The sequence below is a fragment of the Hymenobacter lapidiphilus genome (assembly GCF_003417065.2).
GTDB lineage: Bacteria > Bacteroidota > Bacteroidia > Cytophagales > Hymenobacteraceae > Hymenobacter.
Map to the genome: position 1 here is coordinate 16,655 of NZ_QVLT01000007.1, position 18,113 is coordinate 34,767.

Below are 18,113 nucleotides of genomic sequence, written 5' to 3' on the forward strand. Positions count from 1 at the left end.
CCGCCACACCGGGAAGCCGACAGCCTTCCTGCACCTGAGGATGGCTCCGGCAAAATCGGCAGGGTAGCCGAGGTAACATTTGAACGCGCGGCACGATGAAGCACTTCTGCTCCAGGAAGTCCCGGTTGGGGCGGGCCGATTTTCGGCGCAGTTGTTCAGCGGTTATTTGCGTTTCAGCGTACGGGCTTTGCGGGCCGCCGGTGCTATTTCTCAAGTTCCCGCACGGGCCGGGGCCAGCTTCGGGCTCAACCGTTTTACCCGGGCCAGCCCGCCCGCTGACCGAGCCAGGAGCTGCGTGGCTCAAAATACAAAATTCCTTATGCCAGAAAGGTGATATTTTACATGGCCAAGTATGCGTTAAACATGCGCCTACGCCTTATCTTGTATTGAATAAACACAAAGTGATTCTCATTGCCCAGCAACCAGGCCCTGTTTAACGGGTAAGTGCTTGCCGCAAGTATCCATAATAAAGCGCTTGCCTTCACGGCCGCTGCACCACCCACGATGAAGGAAAGCGAAAAAAAGTATCGGCGCTTGATCGAAGCCAGCCAGGATGCATTGGTCACCGTTAATGCCGCGGGCGACATCCTCGACACCAACGAGGCCGCAGTAACGCTGACGGGCGTGGAGCGTGGCACCCTGATGGGAGCCAGCTTTTTTACCTTTTTTACCGAGCCGGAACTGGTGTGGCAGGCCCACCAGGAGGTGCTGGCCAACGGGGCGTTCAGCAACCGGCCGTTCACGCTCCGCCACAGCAACGGCATGCTGACCGAGGTGTTGCTTGACGGCTCGGTTCATAAGAACGACGAGGGCATTGTGCTGGGTGCCGTGCTGGTGGCCCGGGAAGCGGCCGGAAAAAACTGGGCTACGGAGCTCGGAATTGCCAACAAGGAGCTGGCGTTTCAGCACAATGAAAAAGAAAAGCGGGCCGACGAGCTCAGCATTGCCAACGAGGAGCTGGCCTACCAGAACGACGAGAAGGAAAAGCGCGCCCAGGAGCTGAGTGTAGCGAATACGGAGCTGGCCTTCCAGAACGACGAGAAGGAAAAACGCGCCGCCGAGCTCAGCATTGCCAACAAAGAGCTGGCCTTCCAGAACAACGAGAAGGAAAAACGGGCGGCCGAGCTCAGCATCGCCAACGAGGAACTGGCTTATCAGAATGACGAAAAGGAAAAGCGCGCGGCCGAGCTTAGTATTGCCAATAAAGAACTGGCCTATCAGAATGATGAGAAGGAAAAGCGGGCCCAGGAACTCATCATTGCGAATACCGAACTGGCTTATCAGAACGACGAGAAGGAAAAGCGGGCCCAAGAACTAGGTGTTGCCAACAAAGAGCTGGCGTTTCAGAACGATGAGAAGGAAAAACGGGCGGCCGAGCTCAGCATCGCCAACGAGGAGCTGGCGTTTCAGAATGATGAGAAAGAGAAGCGGGCCCAGGAGCTGAGTGTGGCGAATGCGGAGCTGGCCTTCCAGAACGACGAGAAGGAAAAGCGGGCCCAGGAGTTGAGCGTTGCCAACATCGAGCTGGCCTTCCAGAACGACGAGAAGGAGAAGCGGGCCGCCGAACTGGTTATTGCCAACAAGGAGCTGGCCTTCCAAAACGATGAGAAGGTGAAGCGCGCGGCCGAGCTGCGGCTGGCCAACTACGCCCGGGGGCTGATTGAAGCCAGCCGCGACCCGCTCGTTACCATCAGCCCGGAGGGGAAGATAACGGACATGAACCAAGCCACGGTCAACATCACCGGCCGCGACCGGGACCAGTTGATCGGGTCCGATTTCTTCGTCTATTTCACCGACCCGCAGATGGCGCGCGAGGTGTACCAGGAAGTGTTTGCCAAGGGCACTGTGGCCGACTCGCCCCTTACGCTGCGCCACAAAGACGGCAAGCTGACGGATGTGCTCTTCAACGGGTCGGTGTACACAAACGACGAGGGCATGGTGCTGGGCGTGGTGATTGTGGCCCGCGACGTGACCGACCAAAAGCGCATTGCCACCGAGCTGATTGAGGCCAAGTTTGCGGCCGAGCGCGCAACCGTGCGGGCCGAAGAAGCCCAGGCCAAAGCCGAGAGTGCCGTGAAAGCCAAGCAGCAGTTTCTCAGCAACATGAGCCACGAAATCCGGACGCCCATGAATGCCATCATCGGGTTTACGAAGGTGGTGCTCAAGACCGAGCTGACCGACAAGCAGAAGCAGTACCTGACGGCCATCAAGCTCAGCGGCGACACGCTCATTGTGCTCATCAACGACATTCTGGACCTGGCCAAAGTAGATGCGGGCAAGATGACTTTTGAGCAGATTCCGTTCAAGCTCTCGGCGTCGGTGGCGGCCATGGTGCGCTTGTTTGAAACCAAGGCCCAGGAGCAGAATCTGGCCCTGGTGCTGGACTACGACGCCAAAATCCCGGAAGTGCTGGTGGGCGACCCGGTCCGGCTGCACCAGATTATTATCAACCTGGTGAGCAACGCCGTCAAGTTTACGAGCAAGGGCGCCATCACGTTGGGCGTGCGGATGCTGGTGCAGGACCAGGAAAAAGTCATCCTAGAGTTTGCCGTTACCGACACGGGCATCGGCATTGAAGAAGATAAGCTGGGCACCGTGTTCGACGACTTTCAGCAGGCCACTAGCGGGACCAACCGCCTGTACGGCGGCACGGGCCTGGGCCTGGCCATCGTCAAAAACCTAGTGGAACTTCAAGGCGGCACAACCAACGTAAAAAGCCAGTTGGGCGTGGGCTCGACCTTCAGCTTTATCCTGAGCTTTGGCAAAACCACCGAGAAAGCCAATGACGAGTCGGGGCCGACTATCGAGCTGGAAACCGGATTCGAGGACATCAAAATCCTGGTGGTGGAAGACATTGCCCTCAATCAGCTCTTAATGAAGACGCTGTTGGAGGGCTTCGGCTTTGAGATGGAAGTGGCCGGCAACGGTAAAATAGCCCTCGAAAAGCTGCGGACCACCCGCTACGACATCGTGTTCATGGACCTGCAAATGCCGGTCATGAATGGTTTCGAGGCCACCGAATACATCCGCAATGAGCTGCACCTAACCGTGCCCATCATTGCCCTCACGGCCGACGTGACAACGGTGGACGTGGAGAAATGCAAGGCCGCGGGCATGAATGATTACATCTCTAAACCGATTGACGAAAAGCTGCTTTACAGTAAAATTATCAAGTACCTGAAGCAGCCCGACCTCCACCAAACGGCCGCGGAGCCAGCCGCCGACCACCCAGAGGCGCCGCCCCAGACCTGCGTCAACTTCGACTACCTGAAACGCATAACTAAAAGCGACGCCCGCATGGCCGAAATGATTGGCCTTTACCTGCAGGAAATTCCGCAGCTGGTGCAAACCATGAAAAAGGCCATTGCCGAAAAGGATTGGGCTGCCCTTAAGCACGCCACGCATTCCATCATTCCCACCTTTGCCACGATGGGCATGGACCCATCCTATGAGGAAACTGCCAGATCCATTCAGGAGCTGTCAGTTAACCTGATTGCCGAGGGCGGTGGGGCCAGCCGGGAGACGATGACGGGCTTGCTGTCCTTGTTTTTAAAAATAGAAACTGCCTGCGCCCAGGCCGCGCAGGAGCTGGAGCAAAAGCTGCGCGCCCTCTCCCATAGCCTCGCCCAAGCGCAGACCACCAAGTAGCAGAATGCCTGGGCGAAAGGCGCCACCACAGCCAGCTATCCAACGCCGCTAACAAAGCGCACAATCGTCGCCCCACCCAGCCCAAAACGGTGACCAAAAGGCGTAAGGGTCTCACCGTTTTGCCGGCGCGCATGGGCCCTGCTGAAGCCAGCGTCAGCGGGGCTGAGTGCGGGGCGGGAAAACGCATACTATCGGCGCAATACCCCCTGCCGCTTATCAATTTTCACTATTCACGCTGCCCCCGGAATCTGTACGCCGCGCTCTTGCGCTACCTGCTGGGCCAGCTCGTAGCCGGCGTCGGCGTGGCGCAATATGCCCATGCCGGGGTCGGTGGTGAGGACGCGGCGCAGGCGTTCGGCCTTTTCGGGGGTGCCGGTGGCTACGATTACCATGCCCGAGTGGGTGGAATTGCCGATGCCCACGCCGCCGCCGTTGTGCAGGCTCACCCAATCGGCGCCCGAGGCACAGTTGGCCAGGGCATTGAGCAAGGGCCAGTCGGCTACGGCATCGGAGCCGTCCTTCATGCCTTCGGTTTCGCGGTTGGGCGAGGCCACCGAGCCGCAGTCGAGGTGGTCGCGGCCGATGACGATGGGGGCCGACACTTCGCCGCGGGCCACTAGGTCGTTGATGACCAGGCCAAACTTCTCCCGCTCACCGTAGCCCAGCCAGCACACGCGGGCCGGCAACCCGATGAACGGCACTTTGGCCTGGGCCTTCGCTATCCAGCGGGCCAGCAGCTTGTCGTCGGGGAAGGTTTCGAGCAGGGCGCGGTCGATGCGCAGAATATCCTGGGGGTCGCCGGAGAGGGCGGCCCAGCGGAAAGGCCCTTTACCTTCGCAGAACAGGGGCCGGATGTAGGCGGGCACGAAGCCGGGATACAGGAACTGGCCTTGCTCGTCGCGTACTCTCAGGCCGCCCTTTTCGGCCTGCCCGCGCAGGTTGTTGCCGTAGTCGAGGGCTATGGCGCCAGCCGTCTGCAGGTCGATAATAGCCTGACAGTGCTTCATGATGGAAGCCAGCGCCTGCCGCCGAAACTCTTCGGGGTCGTCTTTGCGCAGCTGCAGCACCGCCGCAATGTCGCCTTCGGGAATGTAGTCGAGCAGGTCGTGGGCCGAGGTCTGGTCGGTAACGATATCGGCTGGGTAGCGGCGGGTCAGCAGCTCGGGCAGCACCGTGGCGGCGTTGCCGGTGAGGCCGATACTCCAGCCTTTGCCCTCCTGCCGGTACTGCTCGCACAGCTCCAGGGCGTGGTCGAGGTTGCGGGCCTGCTCGTCGAGGTAGCCTTCGCGCACCTTCTGCTTCACCCGATCCTCAATGGGCTCGATTACCAGGCACACGCCGTCGTTCATGGTTACGGCCAGCGGCTGGGCCCCGCTCATGCCGCCCAGGCCGGCCGTTACGGTTACGGTGCCGGCCAGCGTGCCGCCGAAATGGCGCTCGGCTACGGCGGCGAAGGTTTCGTAGGTGCCCTGCAGAATGCCCTGGGTAGCAATATAAATCCAGGAGCCGGCCGTCATCTGCCCGTACATCATCAACCCCAGCTTATCCAACTCATCGAAACGCGCCTGAGTGCTCCAGGCGGGCACCAGGTTGGAGTTGGCGATGAGCACCCGCGGGGCGTGGGCCCAGGTGCGCAGTACGCCCACGGCCTTGCCGCTCTGCACGAGCATGGTTTCGTCGGGTTCCAGGTTTTTGAGCGTGCGCACAATGGTCTGGTACTCCTTCCAATTGCGGGCGGCGCGGCCGGCCCCGCCGTACACAATCAACTCGCCGTACACGAGGCTCACGGCCGGATCGAGGTTATTTTCCAGCATGCGCAGGGCGGCCTCGGCTTCCCAGGTTTTGCAGCGCAGCGTGGTGCCGTGCTGGGCCCGCACCGTTTCCTTGGGCTGGTACTCGTAGTACATGGGCCGGCCGGAGGCTGCGGCGGGTGCCGACTGGGAGGTAGCTTCGAGGTTGAGTTCGGGAGTTTGCAGGGCGGAATGAGGCATGGCGACGGGGCAGCAGGTGGAAAGGCAGGCCGCATCAGCAAGATATTGTTTTTACCCCGGCTCCGGCCGGCCATTCTACCGCGCATGGAAATGCCCCCTCGGCGCGGCGGGTACCGCCTAGGGCTGACTGGCCGGCGGTGGGGTTTCTTCAAACCGGGTTTGCAACTGCGTAAGCTGCTGTTCGAGCAGGGCTAAACGCTCTTCGAGCAGGGCTGGGCGGCGCAGGTAAGTGCTGAAACTGCCGTGCACTTCCCAGATTTCGAGGGCTTCGGGCAAATGGAAATCCTGGGGCGGGTAATCGGAGTTGTCGGCGCGGAGCCGGAGCATTTGGCCGGGCAGCTGCTCCTGCAGGCGGCGCACCAGCAGGCGGCTTTGGGTGAGCAGGGCGTATACCCGGCCGCTGTGCAGGCGGGGCAACGCCTTGTCAATGCGGCAGCAGAGCAGCACGTCCTGGTGGCGCAGGGTGGGCGCCATGTCGGGGCCGTTGAGGTCGAAGGCGCGGGTGGTGGGGCCCAGTTGGTGCGGAAACGTGAGCGGGGGCAGCGCATCGACGAAGGCCGAATCGTGATGGCGTACGATGTACTCGAGCAGTCGGGCCTGGGGCACGTAGGGCGTCAGCTGGGGCCGCTGGTCGGCCAGCGCCGCGGCGGCGGGCGCATCGGCCTTGGTTAGCGCCGACTCCTGGGGCTTGAAAATATCGAACCGGTAGAGCTCATTTATAGTCAGTTCTTTCGTGAGTAGCAGATCTACCGATAAGCCAAAATGCTGAGCAATCTGCAGCAGCGTCTCCATTTTTGGCTCCGAGCGCCCTTCCTCGTAAGCACCCACACTGGGCCTAGCTAAGCCAAAAAGCTCCGCAAAAGCGGCTTGGCTGAGCTTCTTGACGGTTCTTATCTTCCGGATGTTCTTGCCAACGTACGACATAGACGAAAATATTTTAGCTCAAAGCTTGAGCATATTGCAAACTTTGCTTACCATTGCATCGTAAAGCTACCACAATCCCGGCAGTCGTTCAGTCATAATGCTACTTTTTTGAGCCGCGAGGATCATTCGAGGTTGCCAGCCCAATAATCCGCCCGAATTGCCTAAGTTGTCTGGTCTCTATCTTTCCTCTCCCGCTTCGCTATGGCTACTCGTTACTTCACGCTGCTACACACCTACTTACTGGAGCTGGGCTTCGATGTTCATCATCAGGATGAGGCCGCCAGCCTGCTCGTAGTAAGTCGGCCGGAACTGGGCATTCATCACTTGGTGCTGGGCTGCGGCGAGCCGCTACTCATTATGGAGCAGTACCTGCTGGAATTGCCCGCCCCCAACTGCAGCGTTTACCAGCGCCTGCTCCAGAAAAACCGTGACATCATCCACGGCGCCTTTGTGCTCGACGAGTCGGGCCTCAAGGTCATCTACCGCGACACGCTTCAGCTTGATATTCTTGACCGTGCGGCCCTTGAAGCCGTGCTCAATTCCCTGGCCTTAGTACTCAGCGAGTTTGGCGACGAGCTGATTGAATTTTCAAAAGGAATTCCCGGGAATTTGGAGGCTTGAATAATGCTCTTTTTTAGGCCTTCGAATCCCCAGACCCCATAAACCCCACTACTATGAGCTTTCTCAACCGTCTCTTCAAAATCGGACAAGCCGAAGCCCACTCGGCCGTCAATCAGTTCGAAGATCCCATTAAAATGACCGAGCAGGGCCTGCGCGACCTGCGCGAGGACCTCGACAAGGCTCTGCACGCGCTGGCCGAGGTGAAGGCCCTGGCCATCCGCAGCCGCAACGACGCCGAAACCGCCCGTAGCAAGGCCCTCGACTACGAGAACAAAGCCGTGCTGCTGCTTCAGAAGGCCAATCGCCAGGAGTTGGAAACCGCCGAGGCCGACCGCCTGGCCACCGAGGCGCTGACCAAGAAAACCCAGCACGAAGCCCAGGCCACCCGCGCTGGCCAGGACCAGGAAAAGTTCGAGGCTTCGGCCAGCCAGCTCAACCAGAACGTGCAGCAGCTCAAGCAGACCATTTCGCAGTGGGACAACGAGTTGCGGACGCTGAAAGCCCGCGTGACGGTAAGCACGGCCACTAAAACCATCAACCAGCAGCTGGCCCAGCTCGACTCGTCGGGTACGGTGAACCTGCTGGAGCGCATGAAGGAGAAGATTGCCACCGAAGAAGCCCTGGCCGAATCGTATGGCCAGATAGCCAACGAAAGCAAGTCAGTGGACCAGGAAATCGACAAGGCCCTGGGCGCCGACGGCAGCGGACAGGCCGCGACCGATCTGGCGGCCCTCAAGGCCAAGCTGGGTATGCAGAAGCAGCTTGGCAGCTCTGAATTGTAAATACAGCCCTTTATTAATAGTGCTATGACGACCCTCGAAAAGCTCTTATTCTACTTCGGTGTTGCCCTCATTCTGGGCTCGGCCCTGGCGCGGGTTTCCCACGTCATCGAGCTGGAGCAGGCCTACTTCCTGATGCTGATAGGCGCGGCGCTTGAGTTCAACGGCCAGAGCCGCTACAACCGCCGGTTGCGGCAGCGAATTGAGGAGCTGGAGTCTCAGCCGGGCCGCTAACGCCGGCCCCTTGGGCTGACCTGACAATTCCCGTACCTTCCCGCCGCTAATCCTCTCCTGATGAAAGAACTGCTACACGCGGCCGTGGCGCCGGCCAACCTGCTCCCCACGGGCCTGCTGGTGCTGGTGTTGCTGTATTGGCTTACGGTGCTGCTGGGCCTGCTCGACTTAAAGTCGCTGGATTTGAGCGTACAGGCCGATTCTCACACTGATCTGCACACCGATACCCACACCGGAGCGCACGCGCATGAGTCGGGCACCTCGTTTCTGAACTCAGTACTGGTCTTTTTCAATCTGGAGCGGGTGCCGCTAATGGTGTTCGTGAGCTTTGTAGTGCTGCCTTGGTGGGTAGGCAGTATTCTGGCCAATCATTACCTGGGCAATGAGGGCCTGCTGGTGGGTGCGGTGCTGCTCGTGCCGTTGCTGGTGGGCAGTCTGCTGATAGCAAAGGTGCTTACTACGCCCTTTATAAGCCTGTTTGCCGCGCTGGAGAAAGAATCGGAAGGCACCAACTCGCCGCTGGGCAAGGTATGCACGCTGCTGCTGCCCGCCACCCACGAGCAGCTGGGCCAGGCCAGCGTCCGGCTCCGCAAGGGTGCTCCGCTGATGCTTAATGTGCGGGCCGCCTCGCAGTCGGCCGAGCTGCGCAAGGGCGACACGGCACTCATCATCGACTACGACCAGCTGCGCCGCTGCTACCTGATAGAGCCATTTGAGCTGACGCCCTGAGGCACTAAGTAGCACCAGAACCTTATTTAACTACTCTTACTATAACATGAAACAGATATTCCGGTCCAAAATCAGCTGGTGGCTATTCGGGCCAATACTCTTTTTGCTTCTGTTTTTTCCTCTCTGGTACTGGGAGCAAACGGCCGGGCATTTCTTCACTACCGGCATCAATTTACTAGTTGCAACTTTCTTCATATATCTCATACGCACAACATATTACCTTTTCCACGACCGGCAATTACTAGTTTATTGTGGGCCTTGGCGGATGCAAATACCTGTAGATAGTATTACGCAAGTGGAAGCCACACACAACCCGATAAGCTCCCCCGCCCTCTCCCTCGACCGGCTCTTAGTCCGCTACGGCAAGTACGATTCGGTGCTGATTTCGCCGGCCGACCGCGCCGGCTTCTTGGCCGCTTTGCTGCAGCTAAACCCCGCTATCCGCCATGACTGAGTTACTCCATCTTCTCCAGAAAGGCCTGCGCTGGCTCGGCGACGTGCTGCTCGACGGCCTGCTCGCCGACTTCTTCAACTGGCTGGCCGACTGGCTGCTGACGTGAGGTTGAGCAGTACAAGAACTGTCATGCTGACGAAGAATGCATCTCTACCGCTTCGTTGCAGTCGGCAGGAGTAGTATTGCAGGCGAGATGCTTCCTTCGTCAGCATGACAGTTCTTTTTCGCTAAGCAGTCCCAGAATCCCAACAAATCCTAACTCTCTGAAACACTCCTACTCTCTATTTTCATGATTGATCAACTTTCATTGGTGGTGCTTGTCATCATCGCCGTTTTTGTGCTCGGGTTTGTGGCCTTCGTAGCCCGCATGTACAACAAAGCCGTGCAGGGCGAGGCCCTGGTGCGCACCGGCATGGGCGACACGAAGGTGTCGTTCAGCGGAATTATCGTGGTGCCCGTGCTCCATAAGCTGGAGGTGATGGACATCAAGCTCAAAACCATCATCATTCAGCGGGCCGGCTCCGAGGGGCTGGTGTGCAAGGACAACTTGCGGGCCGATGTGAAGGTGAACTTCTTCGTGCGGGTCAACAAGACCCCTCAGGACGTGATTAATGTGGCCCAGAGCATCGGCGCGCACCGCGCGTCCGACCCGGCGGCGCTGGAAAACCTGTTCGACGCCAAGTTTTCGGAGGCGCTGAAGACGGTGGGCAAGCACTTCGATTTCATTGAGCTCTATAACTCCCGCGAGCAATTCAAGCAGCAAATCCTGACCATCATCGGCACTGACCTCAACGGCTACGTGCTCGACGACTGCGCCATCGACTACCTGGAGCAGACCCCGCTCGCGGCCCTCAACCAGGACAATATCCTCGACGCCGAGGGCATTAAGAAGATTATTGCCCTGACTTCGGAGCAGAAAATCCAAGCCAACTCGATTGAGCGCGAGAAGCAGAAAACCATCAAGAAGCAGGACGTAGAAGCTCAGGAAACCATTCTGGAGCTGGAGAAGCAGCTGATTGAAAACCAGGAGAAGCAGAAGCGCGAGGTCGCCAACATCCGGGCCCGCGAGAATGCCGAGTCGGCCAAGGTGCAGCAGGAAGAAATGCTGAAATCGGAGAAGGCCCGCATTGCTACCGAGGAAGAAGTGGGTATTGCTCAGCAGAACCGCGACCGGCAGATACTGGTCGCCGAGCGCAACAAGGAGCGCACCGATGCCGTGGAAACCGAGCGCGTAGCCCAGGCCAAAGCCCTCGAAGTAAATGAGCGGGAGCGGATTGTGGCTCTGGCCCAGATTGAAAAGGAGAAGGCCCTGGAAGAAGAGAAAAAGAACATTCAGACCATTATCCGCGAGCGGATTACGGTGGAGAAAGCCACGGTAATCGAAGAGGAGAAGATCAAGGATACCCGCGCCCAGGCCCTGGCCGAGCGCGATAAGCTGATAGCCATAACGGCCGCCCGCCAGGAAACCGAAGCCGCCAACGTGAACTTGGTGGGTACGGCCGACATGGAGCGCCAGGCCGCCGAGTTCCGCGGCAAGCAGGCCCTCATTGAGGCCGAAGCCGAGAAGGCGTCCGCCGAGTTCAAAGCTTCGGCCATCCGCACCCTAGCCGAAGCCGAGGCCAGCAAGGCCGCCGCCGTCGGCATGGCCGAGGCCCAGGTGATGCAGGCCAAAGCCGCCGCCCGCCAGAAGGAGGGCGAGTCGGAAGCCAACGTGCTCCAGCTTACGGCCACGGCCGAGGCCCAGGGTATTCAGGTGAAAGCCGGTGCCCAGGCCGAAGCCGATGAGAAGCTGGGAATGGTAGCGGCTCGGGTGAACCGCGAAAAAGGCATTGCCGACGCCGATATCATCCAAGCCCGCGCCGACGCCGACCAGAAGAAGGGTCTGGCCGAAGCCGCCGTGTCGGAGCAGAAGTACGCCGTGGAAGCCAAGGGCATTGAGGCTAAGGCCGACGCCATGAAAAAGCTCGACAGCGTGGGCAAGGATCACGAGGAATTCAAGCTGCGCCTCGACAAGGAGAAGTCCATAGAGCTGGCCCAGATCAGCATCCAGAAAGACATTGCCGCTTCCCAGGCCCAGGTCATCGGCGAGGCCCTGAAAGCGGCCAAAATCGACATCGTGGGCGGCGAGACCATGTTCTTCGACCAGATTATCGGCTCCATCACCAAGGGCAAGATGGTGGACCGCGCCGTGCACAACTCCGAGGTGCTGAGCAGCGTGAAGGACACTTTCTTCGGCGAGGACGGCGGCGGCGACTTCAAAGCCAACCTGCGCCGCTTCGTCGACCAGTTCGGCCTCAGCTCCGACGACATGAAGAACCTAAGCGTGTCGGCGCTGCTGCTGAAACTCATGAGCCAGGCAAACGACGACGCCACCCGTAGCACGATTAAGCAGCTTACTAGCACCGCTAAAGCACTAGGTATCGGTGATGCGCCAGTGCGGGGGTTGATGTAATCTTGAGTTGCGCCTCACGTGCGCCTCACCCCCTAGCCTCCTCTCCGAAAAAGGAGTGGGGGAACTAGTTTTTTGCTTTTAATTCTAAACTATCCCCGGCTGGTTTCTAGCACTGAAAAGCTAGAAGCTAGTCCCCCCTCTCCTTTTTCGGAGAGGGGGCTAGGGGGTGAGGCGCACCGATGGAACAGACCACCCAACTCGAAACCGGCACCTACGAAATCCTGCGCAACCGCCTGCAAGCGGGTAGCGATGAGCTGCGCCAGCGCCTGAACGTCCTGAATGCCGAGCGTAAGCAGGTGTTTGGGGCCGTGGATACGCGGCTGATTGGCACCGGGCGCATCACCACCGAGTACAACTGCGTGGCCTGGGACCTGGTGCCGGTTGGCAAGCAGTTCATTTTCGGCTACAACGTGGTGCTGGGCCTCAAGGCTGAGCCCGATCTGGCCGACGTGTTTGGGGTCTACGAGTACCAAGACCACGAATTCCGGCCGCTGGGGCTGGAGCTGTTGGCACACCCCAAGTTTGAGGAGGAGTTTCGCAACCTGTACCGCTACTACAAGAACACCCAGTTCGTGAAGTTTGCCGTGCTCGGGGTTCACCTGTTCATGGTGTTCCGCATCGGCAAGGGCTCTTCGGATGTGAAGACGTTTAAGTGGCTGATTCGGGGCGAAACGCTGACGTATCTTGACAACCGCTCCGACCACGAGTACGGGTTTCCGCCCCAGCACGAGTTTCAGTGGCAGCGCGCCACCCGCGACATGCACCGCGGCGGCAAGTTTCCGCACGTCAGCATCGAGGACAAGGTGTTCGTGGAAACCTCCGGCGGCGACCTGACCATCAAGGTGGAAAACAACACCGCCACCGGCAAAGGCATCCTCAGCGAGCCGGTGGACGACAAGGACCAGACCCTCGACGATTCGGAAATCTACTACGCGGTGGTGGGCAACCTGGTGCTGCTCAAAATCCGGCCCTACCAGGAGCAGCAGTACCGCTACTTCATCTTCAACTACAAGCTCAAGAAAGCCCAGCGGCTCGATGCCCTGGCCGACGCCTGCGTACTGCTGCCCGACGGCCAGGGCCTGATTTTCCCGCACGGCTTTTACCTGCAGACCGGCGACAACAAGCTCTTCGACAACGGCCTGCGCGACATGCTGTTTGAGAAGCGGCTGGCCTCGCCCAACGGCGAGGATTTCCTGTACGTGTTTTATAACAAGGACAGCGGCTTGTATCTGCTGCTGAGTTACAACCGCATTGCTCAGCGCGTAGATAATCCCATCGTGTGCCACGGCTACGCGGTGTTTGAGAACGGGGAGCTGTGCTACTTCCGCACCGACGAGGAGCCTAAGAAGCACCACGCCGTGCAAATCTGGCAGACGCCCTTCACCGGGCCGGATTTCGAGCTGCCGGTTACGTCGGACTCTTATCTGTACAAGCTCGGCAACAAGGAGATTGTGCGGGCCATGAGCGAGGTGCAGGAAGTCCTCACGCTGACGGGCAAGGACGATTCCTACGCCGGCCTCTACGTCGACCTCATCCGCCAGACTACGGCCCTCACCGACGCCTACCACTGGCTGCGCGAGCCCGCCGCCCAGGACCTGGCCACCCCGCTCGACGATATTCGCCAGGCCGCCACGGCGGCGGTAGAGGAGTTCGAGAAGGTGCGCGGCATCCGTAAAAGCACCGTTCAGCAAACCCAGGACGTGTTTCAGCAGGCGGCCGAGCTGACCGACCGCATCCGCCGCGCCGCGCCCGACGATGTGACCGGCTTTGTGCAGCTGCTGGGCGAGTTGCGGGCCGTGCGCGGAGCCGTAGTGGCCCTCAAGGAGCTGCGCTACGTGGCGCTACCAGCCGTGGAGGAGCAGGCCACCGCCCTCGAAACGCTGAGCCAGGAGGTGGCCGGCCAGACCGTGGAGTTCCTGCTCCGCGACGACGCGCTGGCCCCCTACGAGCAGCGCGTGCAAACCATTGCCGACGGTGTAGCGCTGGTGGCCAAAACCGTGGAGGCCGACGAGCGGGAGCGAGAAACCACCGCCCTGGCCCAGGAGCTGGAGCTGCTGATTGACGTGGTGAGCAACCTGCCCATCCCCGACCCCACCCAGACGACGGCCATCATCGACCGGATTTCGACGGTGTACGCCCGCTTCAACCAGATTCGGGCGGCGCTGAAGCGGCGGCGCCAGGCGCTGGCCGGCACCGAGGCCCAGGCCGAGTTTACCGCCCAGCTCAAGCTGCTCGAACAGGCCCTCACCAACTACCTCGACCTGGCCGATACGCCCGCCAAGTGCGACGAGTACCTGACCAAGCTCATGGTGCAGCTCGAAGAATTAGAGGGCCGCTTCCCCGACTTCGACCAGTTCCTCGACCAGCTGACTACCCGCCGTGAACAAGTGGTGGAGGCCTTCGAGGCCAGGAAAGTGGCACTGGTGGCCGCCCGTAACCAGCGCGCCACGTCGTTGCTACAGAGCGCCGAGCGGCTGCTGAAAGCCGTGCAAACCCGGCTGGCCCGCCTCGAATCGGTGGCCGATATCGGGGGCTATTTCGCGGCCGATTTGATGGTGGAGAAGGTGCGCCAAACGGCCCGCGAGCTGCTCGAATTGGGCGACCCGGTGAAGGCCGACGACGTGCAGAGCCGCCTCAAAACCCTGCGCGAAAACGCCGTGCGCCAGCTCCGCGACCAGGCCGACCTCTACGCCGATGGCGGCCAGACCATTAAGTTCGGTCCCTACGCTTTCACCGTAAACACCCAGCCGCTGGAGCTCACGGTCGTGCAGCGCGACAACGCGCTGTTCTACCACCTCACCGGCACCAACTTCTTCCAGCCGATTGAGGATGAGGCCCTGCTGGCCGCCCGGCCGGTGTGGGACCAAACCGTAGTATCAGAAAGCCCCGACGTGTACCGGGCCGAGTTCCTGGCCTGGCGCATCCTGCAGGCGGCTCACCACCCCGTGCCCGCCGCCCCCGAAGCCGGCCGCGTCGCCGTGCTGTCGGTGGCCGGGCTGGCCCGGCTGAGCGAGGCCGAGCTGCTAACCTACGTGCAGCAGTTTATGGCCCCTCGCTACGCCGAGGGCTACCTCAAGGGCGTGCACGACCACGACGCGGCCCGGCTGCTGACGGCCCTAGTGCGCCTCACCCGCACCGCCGACTTGCTCCGCTACCCCGCCGCCACCCGCACCGCCGCCGCCCTGTTCTGGCTCCGCTTCGCCGACCCCACCCGGCGCATCCATTGGCAGCGCCAGCTGCAGGGCATCAGCACGCTGCTCCAGGTTTTCCCCGACTCCCGCCAGTTCGACGCCCTGCAAGCCGAGCTGCAAACCGCCGTTGAGCAATTCGTCCAAAAAACAGCCCTCTTCACGCCCGATCAGGTACAGGAAGCCGGCGAGTTCCTGTTCAATTCGCTCCTCAAAAGTGACCTACAACAAGGCTTATCAGATATTCCCGAGCCAATCAAAATCAAGAAGAAGGACAAGAACGAACTAAGCACTAACCACGAAGCACCAACCACCAACTCCTTCCCCATTTCCCAGGAAGCGGCCGACCTCTACCGGCAGTTCCAGCAACAACTCCAGGAGCGGCGCGCTACCGAGCTATTTGCGCAATCTGTAGCAGCCCTAGCCGGCCAGCCGGTAGCCCAGTTCGAGCTGGTGCGGCAGTGGGTGCAGGCGTCGCAACCCCACCCCCGGCCCCTCCCCGGTGGGGAGGGGAGCCAAACGGCAGCGGCTGGTTCGACAACTTCATCACAAACCCCGAAAACAGGCCAGGGCAATTCCCAGGAAAAAGAAGCCGGGGCAGAAATCAGCACACTGGAACCCGCTGGCACACTTCTCCAGAACGCACCCCTCCCCACCGGGGAGGGGCCGGGGGTGGGGTCAGGCACAGGGCTTGAGGTGGCCCTGCTGCTGCTCACCGACTCCTTCGATGCCGCCCGCATCGTGCCTACTCCTACCCGCGAAACCCTTACCGGCTTCCAGGGCACCCACCCGCGCGTCGACGGCACCAGCTACCACCTCGATTTCCCTGCTTTTCGCCGCCGGCTGCTGCGCTACGACCAGCACCTGGTGCCGCAATTTGAGGCGTTTCAGGCGCTGAAGAAACAGCGGGTGGCCGAGGCCACGGCCACACTGCGGCTGGAGAGCTTCCGGCCCCGGGTGCTCACGTCGTTCGTGCGTAACCAGCTCATCGACCAGGTGTACCTGCCGCTGATTGGGGCCAACCTGGCCAAGCAGATTGGTACCGCCGGCGAGGGCAAGCGCACCGACCTGATGGGCCTGCTGCTCCTGATTTCGCCCCCCGGATACGGCAAAACCACCCTCATGGAGTATGTGGCCAACCGCCTGGGGCTCATCTTCATGAAAATCAACGGCCCAGCCATCGGCCACTCGGTTGTGAGCCTCGACCCAGCCCAGGCCCCCAATGCCGGGGCGCGGCAGGAGCTGGAGAAGCTCAACCTGGCCTTCGAAATGGGCGACAACGTGATGATTTACGTCGACGACATCCAGCACTGCCACCCCGAGTTTCTGCAGAAGTTCATCTCGCTCTGCGACGCCCAGCGCCAAATTGAAGGCGTGTACCGCGGCCGCCCCCGCACCTACGACTTCCGGGGCCGCAAGGTGGCCGTGGTGATGGCCGGCAACCCCTACACCGAAAGCGGCGACGTGTTCCAACTGCCCGACATGCTGGCCAACCGCGCCGACATCTATAACCTCGGCGACATCCTCACGGCCGGCTCCGAAGCCGCATTCCGCCTCTCCTACCTCGAAAACGCCCTCACCAGCCACCCCACCCTGGCCCGCCTGGCCACCCAAAGCCCCCAAGACGTGCCCGCGCTGCTGCGGCTGGCCGAAACCGGCTCGGCCGAGGGCCTCAACTTTGAGGGCAACCACTCGCCCGAGGAGCTGAACGAATACGTGGCCGTGCTGCGCCAGCTGCTGCGCCTGCGCGACGTGGTGGCCAAGGTGAATGCCGCCTACATTGCCAGCGCCGCCCAGGCCGACGCCTACCGCACCGAGCCGCCGTTCAAGCTCCAAGGCTCGTACCGCAACATGAACAAGCTGACCGAGAAGGTCCGCCCGGTGATGAACGACCAGGAGGTAACCGACCTGCTGGCCGCCCACTACGCCAGCGAGGCCCAAACCCTGACCAGCGCCACCGAGGCTAACCTACTCAAGCTCCGCGAGCTGCTCGGCTGGCTCACCCCCACCGAAGCCGCCCGCTGGCAGGAAATCAAAACCACCTTCCAGGCCAACATCCGCAACTCCCAGGCTGGCCAGCTCCTCCAGCTATTGGAGAAGCTGGAGGGCATCACGGGCGGTTTGAGCGGAATTAAGGAGGCATTGAATAAAAAATAGACATGACCTCAATTAACACACTTGAAGAATGGTATAAGAATGCACTACTTATTTCTTCTCCGTTACTTATCAGCGCGAAACTATCTAGAGATAAGGTAGAATTTATATATGAACAACTTAAATTTGGCTTTGGAGAAAAATTTTTCTATCTAAAAATAGGAATTGACATTCCACTGGATAAAGCCATATGGATACATCAACTATTAGCTAACATGAATCATTTAGGGAGTATTGGAGCACTTTACCAAATATCATTATTAATTCAATACACAAGTACATTAGAGAGGAATATCTACAATGAAATATCTAGAGTAAAGAAGAATCCTAGAAACCTAAGAACTTTTTTTCTATGAACTGTTTGTGTTTTACTTATTAGATAAAGCTAAAATTTACAACAAAAAGAAACTAACCATTGGTACACAGGAAATAGAAGGATTATGCACCATTAATAACAAAACATTTTTGTTTGAATGCCGAAAAGTATTTATGCCCAGAATAGAGGAATTAGATATAAAGAAAAGATTGATGGAAATTTTCTATCTCAAATCAAGAAAGATCAATAAAGGCATTGGCATGATATGCGGCATTAAAATGAATAAACCTATTATTAGCAAATACCGTCATTCATTTGAGGAAAAAATTAGCACTTATTTTGACGAATTTAATAAATCAAATAGCTTTGATAGGATAAACTACTCCATTGAGGATGAAACAGGAATTTTTAGCGCATGCAGTTATGACGAAGCATCGTTGATCGAGGCGAAGGAACTAAAGAATTACGATGTATTATTCTACCTATCACCACAAGGAAACAAAGGAGATATGGTGTATCTGACTGGCGGCACCCAAAGCATATTTCAAGTTTCCCAAACCACAATATATAAGAAACTTGAAAGCATTCTCAAAGAGAAGAAAAAATAACACATAAATTCTGTC

Annotated in this window: 12 protein-coding genes; 10 read left to right on the forward strand and 2 right to left on the reverse strand. The window is 59.2% G+C overall.

The genetic code is table 11. From position 1 onward, the window contains the following. Nucleotides 1-444 precede the first annotated feature (444 nt). The gene (locus tag D0N36_RS05755; protein WP_147320765.1) at nucleotides 445-3,648 is read left to right on the forward strand and encodes a PAS domain S-box protein; all 3,204 of its coding nucleotides are present in this window, start codon (nucleotides 445-447) and stop codon (nucleotides 3,646-3,648) included. Nucleotides 3,649-3,878: 230 nt separating this feature from the next. Here D0N36_RS05755 and hutU read toward each other — a convergent pair whose 3' ends face one another. Both hutU and D0N36_RS05765 read right to left on the reverse strand, forming a co-directional pair. After that, on the reverse strand, nucleotides 3,879-5,639 hold the full coding sequence (gene hutU / locus D0N36_RS05760) for a urocanate hydratase (protein ID WP_199798309.1): 1,761 nt from the start codon (nucleotides 5,637-5,639) through the stop codon (nucleotides 3,879-3,881). A gap of 117 nt (nucleotides 5,640-5,756) precedes the next feature. Beyond that, entirely contained in the window at nucleotides 5,757-6,563 is an 807-nt protein-coding gene (locus D0N36_RS05765) for an XRE family transcriptional regulator (protein ID WP_199798310.1), read from the reverse strand. A 201-nt stretch (nucleotides 6,564-6,764) separates the two neighbouring features. Between D0N36_RS05765 and D0N36_RS05770 the strand changes: the two genes are divergently transcribed. From D0N36_RS05770 to D0N36_RS05810, 9 genes are all read left to right on the forward strand, one after another. Further along, the gene (locus tag D0N36_RS05770) at nucleotides 6,765-7,184 is read left to right on the forward strand and encodes a YbjN domain-containing protein (protein WP_116940461.1); all 420 of its coding nucleotides are present in this window, start codon (nucleotides 6,765-6,767) and stop codon (nucleotides 7,182-7,184) included. 53 nt (nucleotides 7,185-7,237) lie between these two features. Then, nucleotides 7,238-7,966: a PspA/IM30 family protein gene (locus D0N36_RS05775; RefSeq protein WP_116940462.1), complete on the forward strand. Its 729-nt coding sequence runs from the start codon at nucleotides 7,238-7,240 to the stop codon at nucleotides 7,964-7,966. 24 nt (nucleotides 7,967-7,990) lie between these two features. Beyond that, complete coding sequence (locus D0N36_RS05780) at nucleotides 7,991-8,197, forward strand: hypothetical protein (protein ID WP_116940463.1); 207 nt, start codon at nucleotides 7,991-7,993, stop codon at nucleotides 8,195-8,197. A 60-nt stretch (nucleotides 8,198-8,257) separates the two neighbouring features. After that, a complete protein-coding gene (locus tag D0N36_RS05785) occupies nucleotides 8,258-8,926 on the forward strand; it encodes an OB-fold-containig protein (protein WP_116940464.1) in 669 nt (222 codons plus the stop codon). Between the two features lie 46 nt (nucleotides 8,927-8,972). Then, complete coding sequence (locus D0N36_RS19910) at nucleotides 8,973-9,380, forward strand: PH domain-containing protein (protein WP_116940465.1); 408 nt, start codon at nucleotides 8,973-8,975, stop codon at nucleotides 9,378-9,380. Nucleotides 9,381-9,669: 289 nt separating this feature from the next. Further along, nucleotides 9,670-11,832 (forward strand): flotillin family protein, encoded by a 2,163-nt coding sequence (locus D0N36_RS05795; protein ID WP_242478817.1) that lies wholly within the window; start codon nucleotides 9,670-9,672, stop codon nucleotides 11,830-11,832. Between the two features lie 179 nt (nucleotides 11,833-12,011). Beyond that, a complete protein-coding gene (locus D0N36_RS05800) occupies nucleotides 12,012-17,177 on the forward strand; it encodes a DNA repair ATPase (protein ID WP_116940467.1) in 5,166 nt (1,721 codons plus the stop codon). Nucleotides 17,178-17,179: 2 nt separating this feature from the next. Further along, nucleotides 17,180-17,530, forward strand: coding sequence for an MDR/zinc-dependent alcohol dehydrogenase-like family protein (locus tag D0N36_RS05805; protein ID WP_147320766.1), 351 nt, complete (start codon nucleotides 17,180-17,182; stop codon nucleotides 17,528-17,530). Between the two features lie 7 nt (nucleotides 17,531-17,537). Next, nucleotides 17,538-18,098, forward strand: coding sequence for a hypothetical protein (locus tag D0N36_RS05810; RefSeq protein WP_116940468.1), 561 nt, complete (start codon nucleotides 17,538-17,540; stop codon nucleotides 18,096-18,098). Nucleotides 18,099-18,113: the final 15 nt, after the last annotated feature.

Coding starts and splice junctions, on each gene's coding strand:
- hutU (WP_199798309.1), bottom strand. CDS start 5,639: ATGCCTCATTCCGCCCTGCAAACTCCCGAACTCAACCTCGAAGCTACC.
- D0N36_RS05765 (WP_199798310.1), bottom strand. CDS start 6,563: ATGTCGTACGTTGGCAAGAACATCCGGAAGATAAGAACCGTCAAGAAG.
- D0N36_RS05770 (WP_116940461.1), top strand. CDS start 6,765: ATGGCTACTCGTTACTTCACGCTGCTACACACCTACTTACTGGAGCTG.
- D0N36_RS05775 (WP_116940462.1), top strand. CDS start 7,238: ATGAGCTTTCTCAACCGTCTCTTCAAAATCGGACAAGCCGAAGCCCAC.
- D0N36_RS05780 (WP_116940463.1), top strand. CDS start 7,991: ATGACGACCCTCGAAAAGCTCTTATTCTACTTCGGTGTTGCCCTCATT.
- D0N36_RS05785 (WP_116940464.1), top strand. CDS start 8,258: ATGAAAGAACTGCTACACGCGGCCGTGGCGCCGGCCAACCTGCTCCCC.
- D0N36_RS19910 (WP_116940465.1), top strand. CDS start 8,973: ATGAAACAGATATTCCGGTCCAAAATCAGCTGGTGGCTATTCGGGCCA.
- D0N36_RS05795 (WP_242478817.1), top strand. CDS start 9,670: ATGATTGATCAACTTTCATTGGTGGTGCTTGTCATCATCGCCGTTTTT.
- D0N36_RS05800 (WP_116940467.1), top strand. CDS start 12,012: ATGGAACAGACCACCCAACTCGAAACCGGCACCTACGAAATCCTGCGC.
- D0N36_RS05805 (WP_147320766.1), top strand. CDS start 17,180: ATGACCTCAATTAACACACTTGAAGAATGGTATAAGAATGCACTACTT.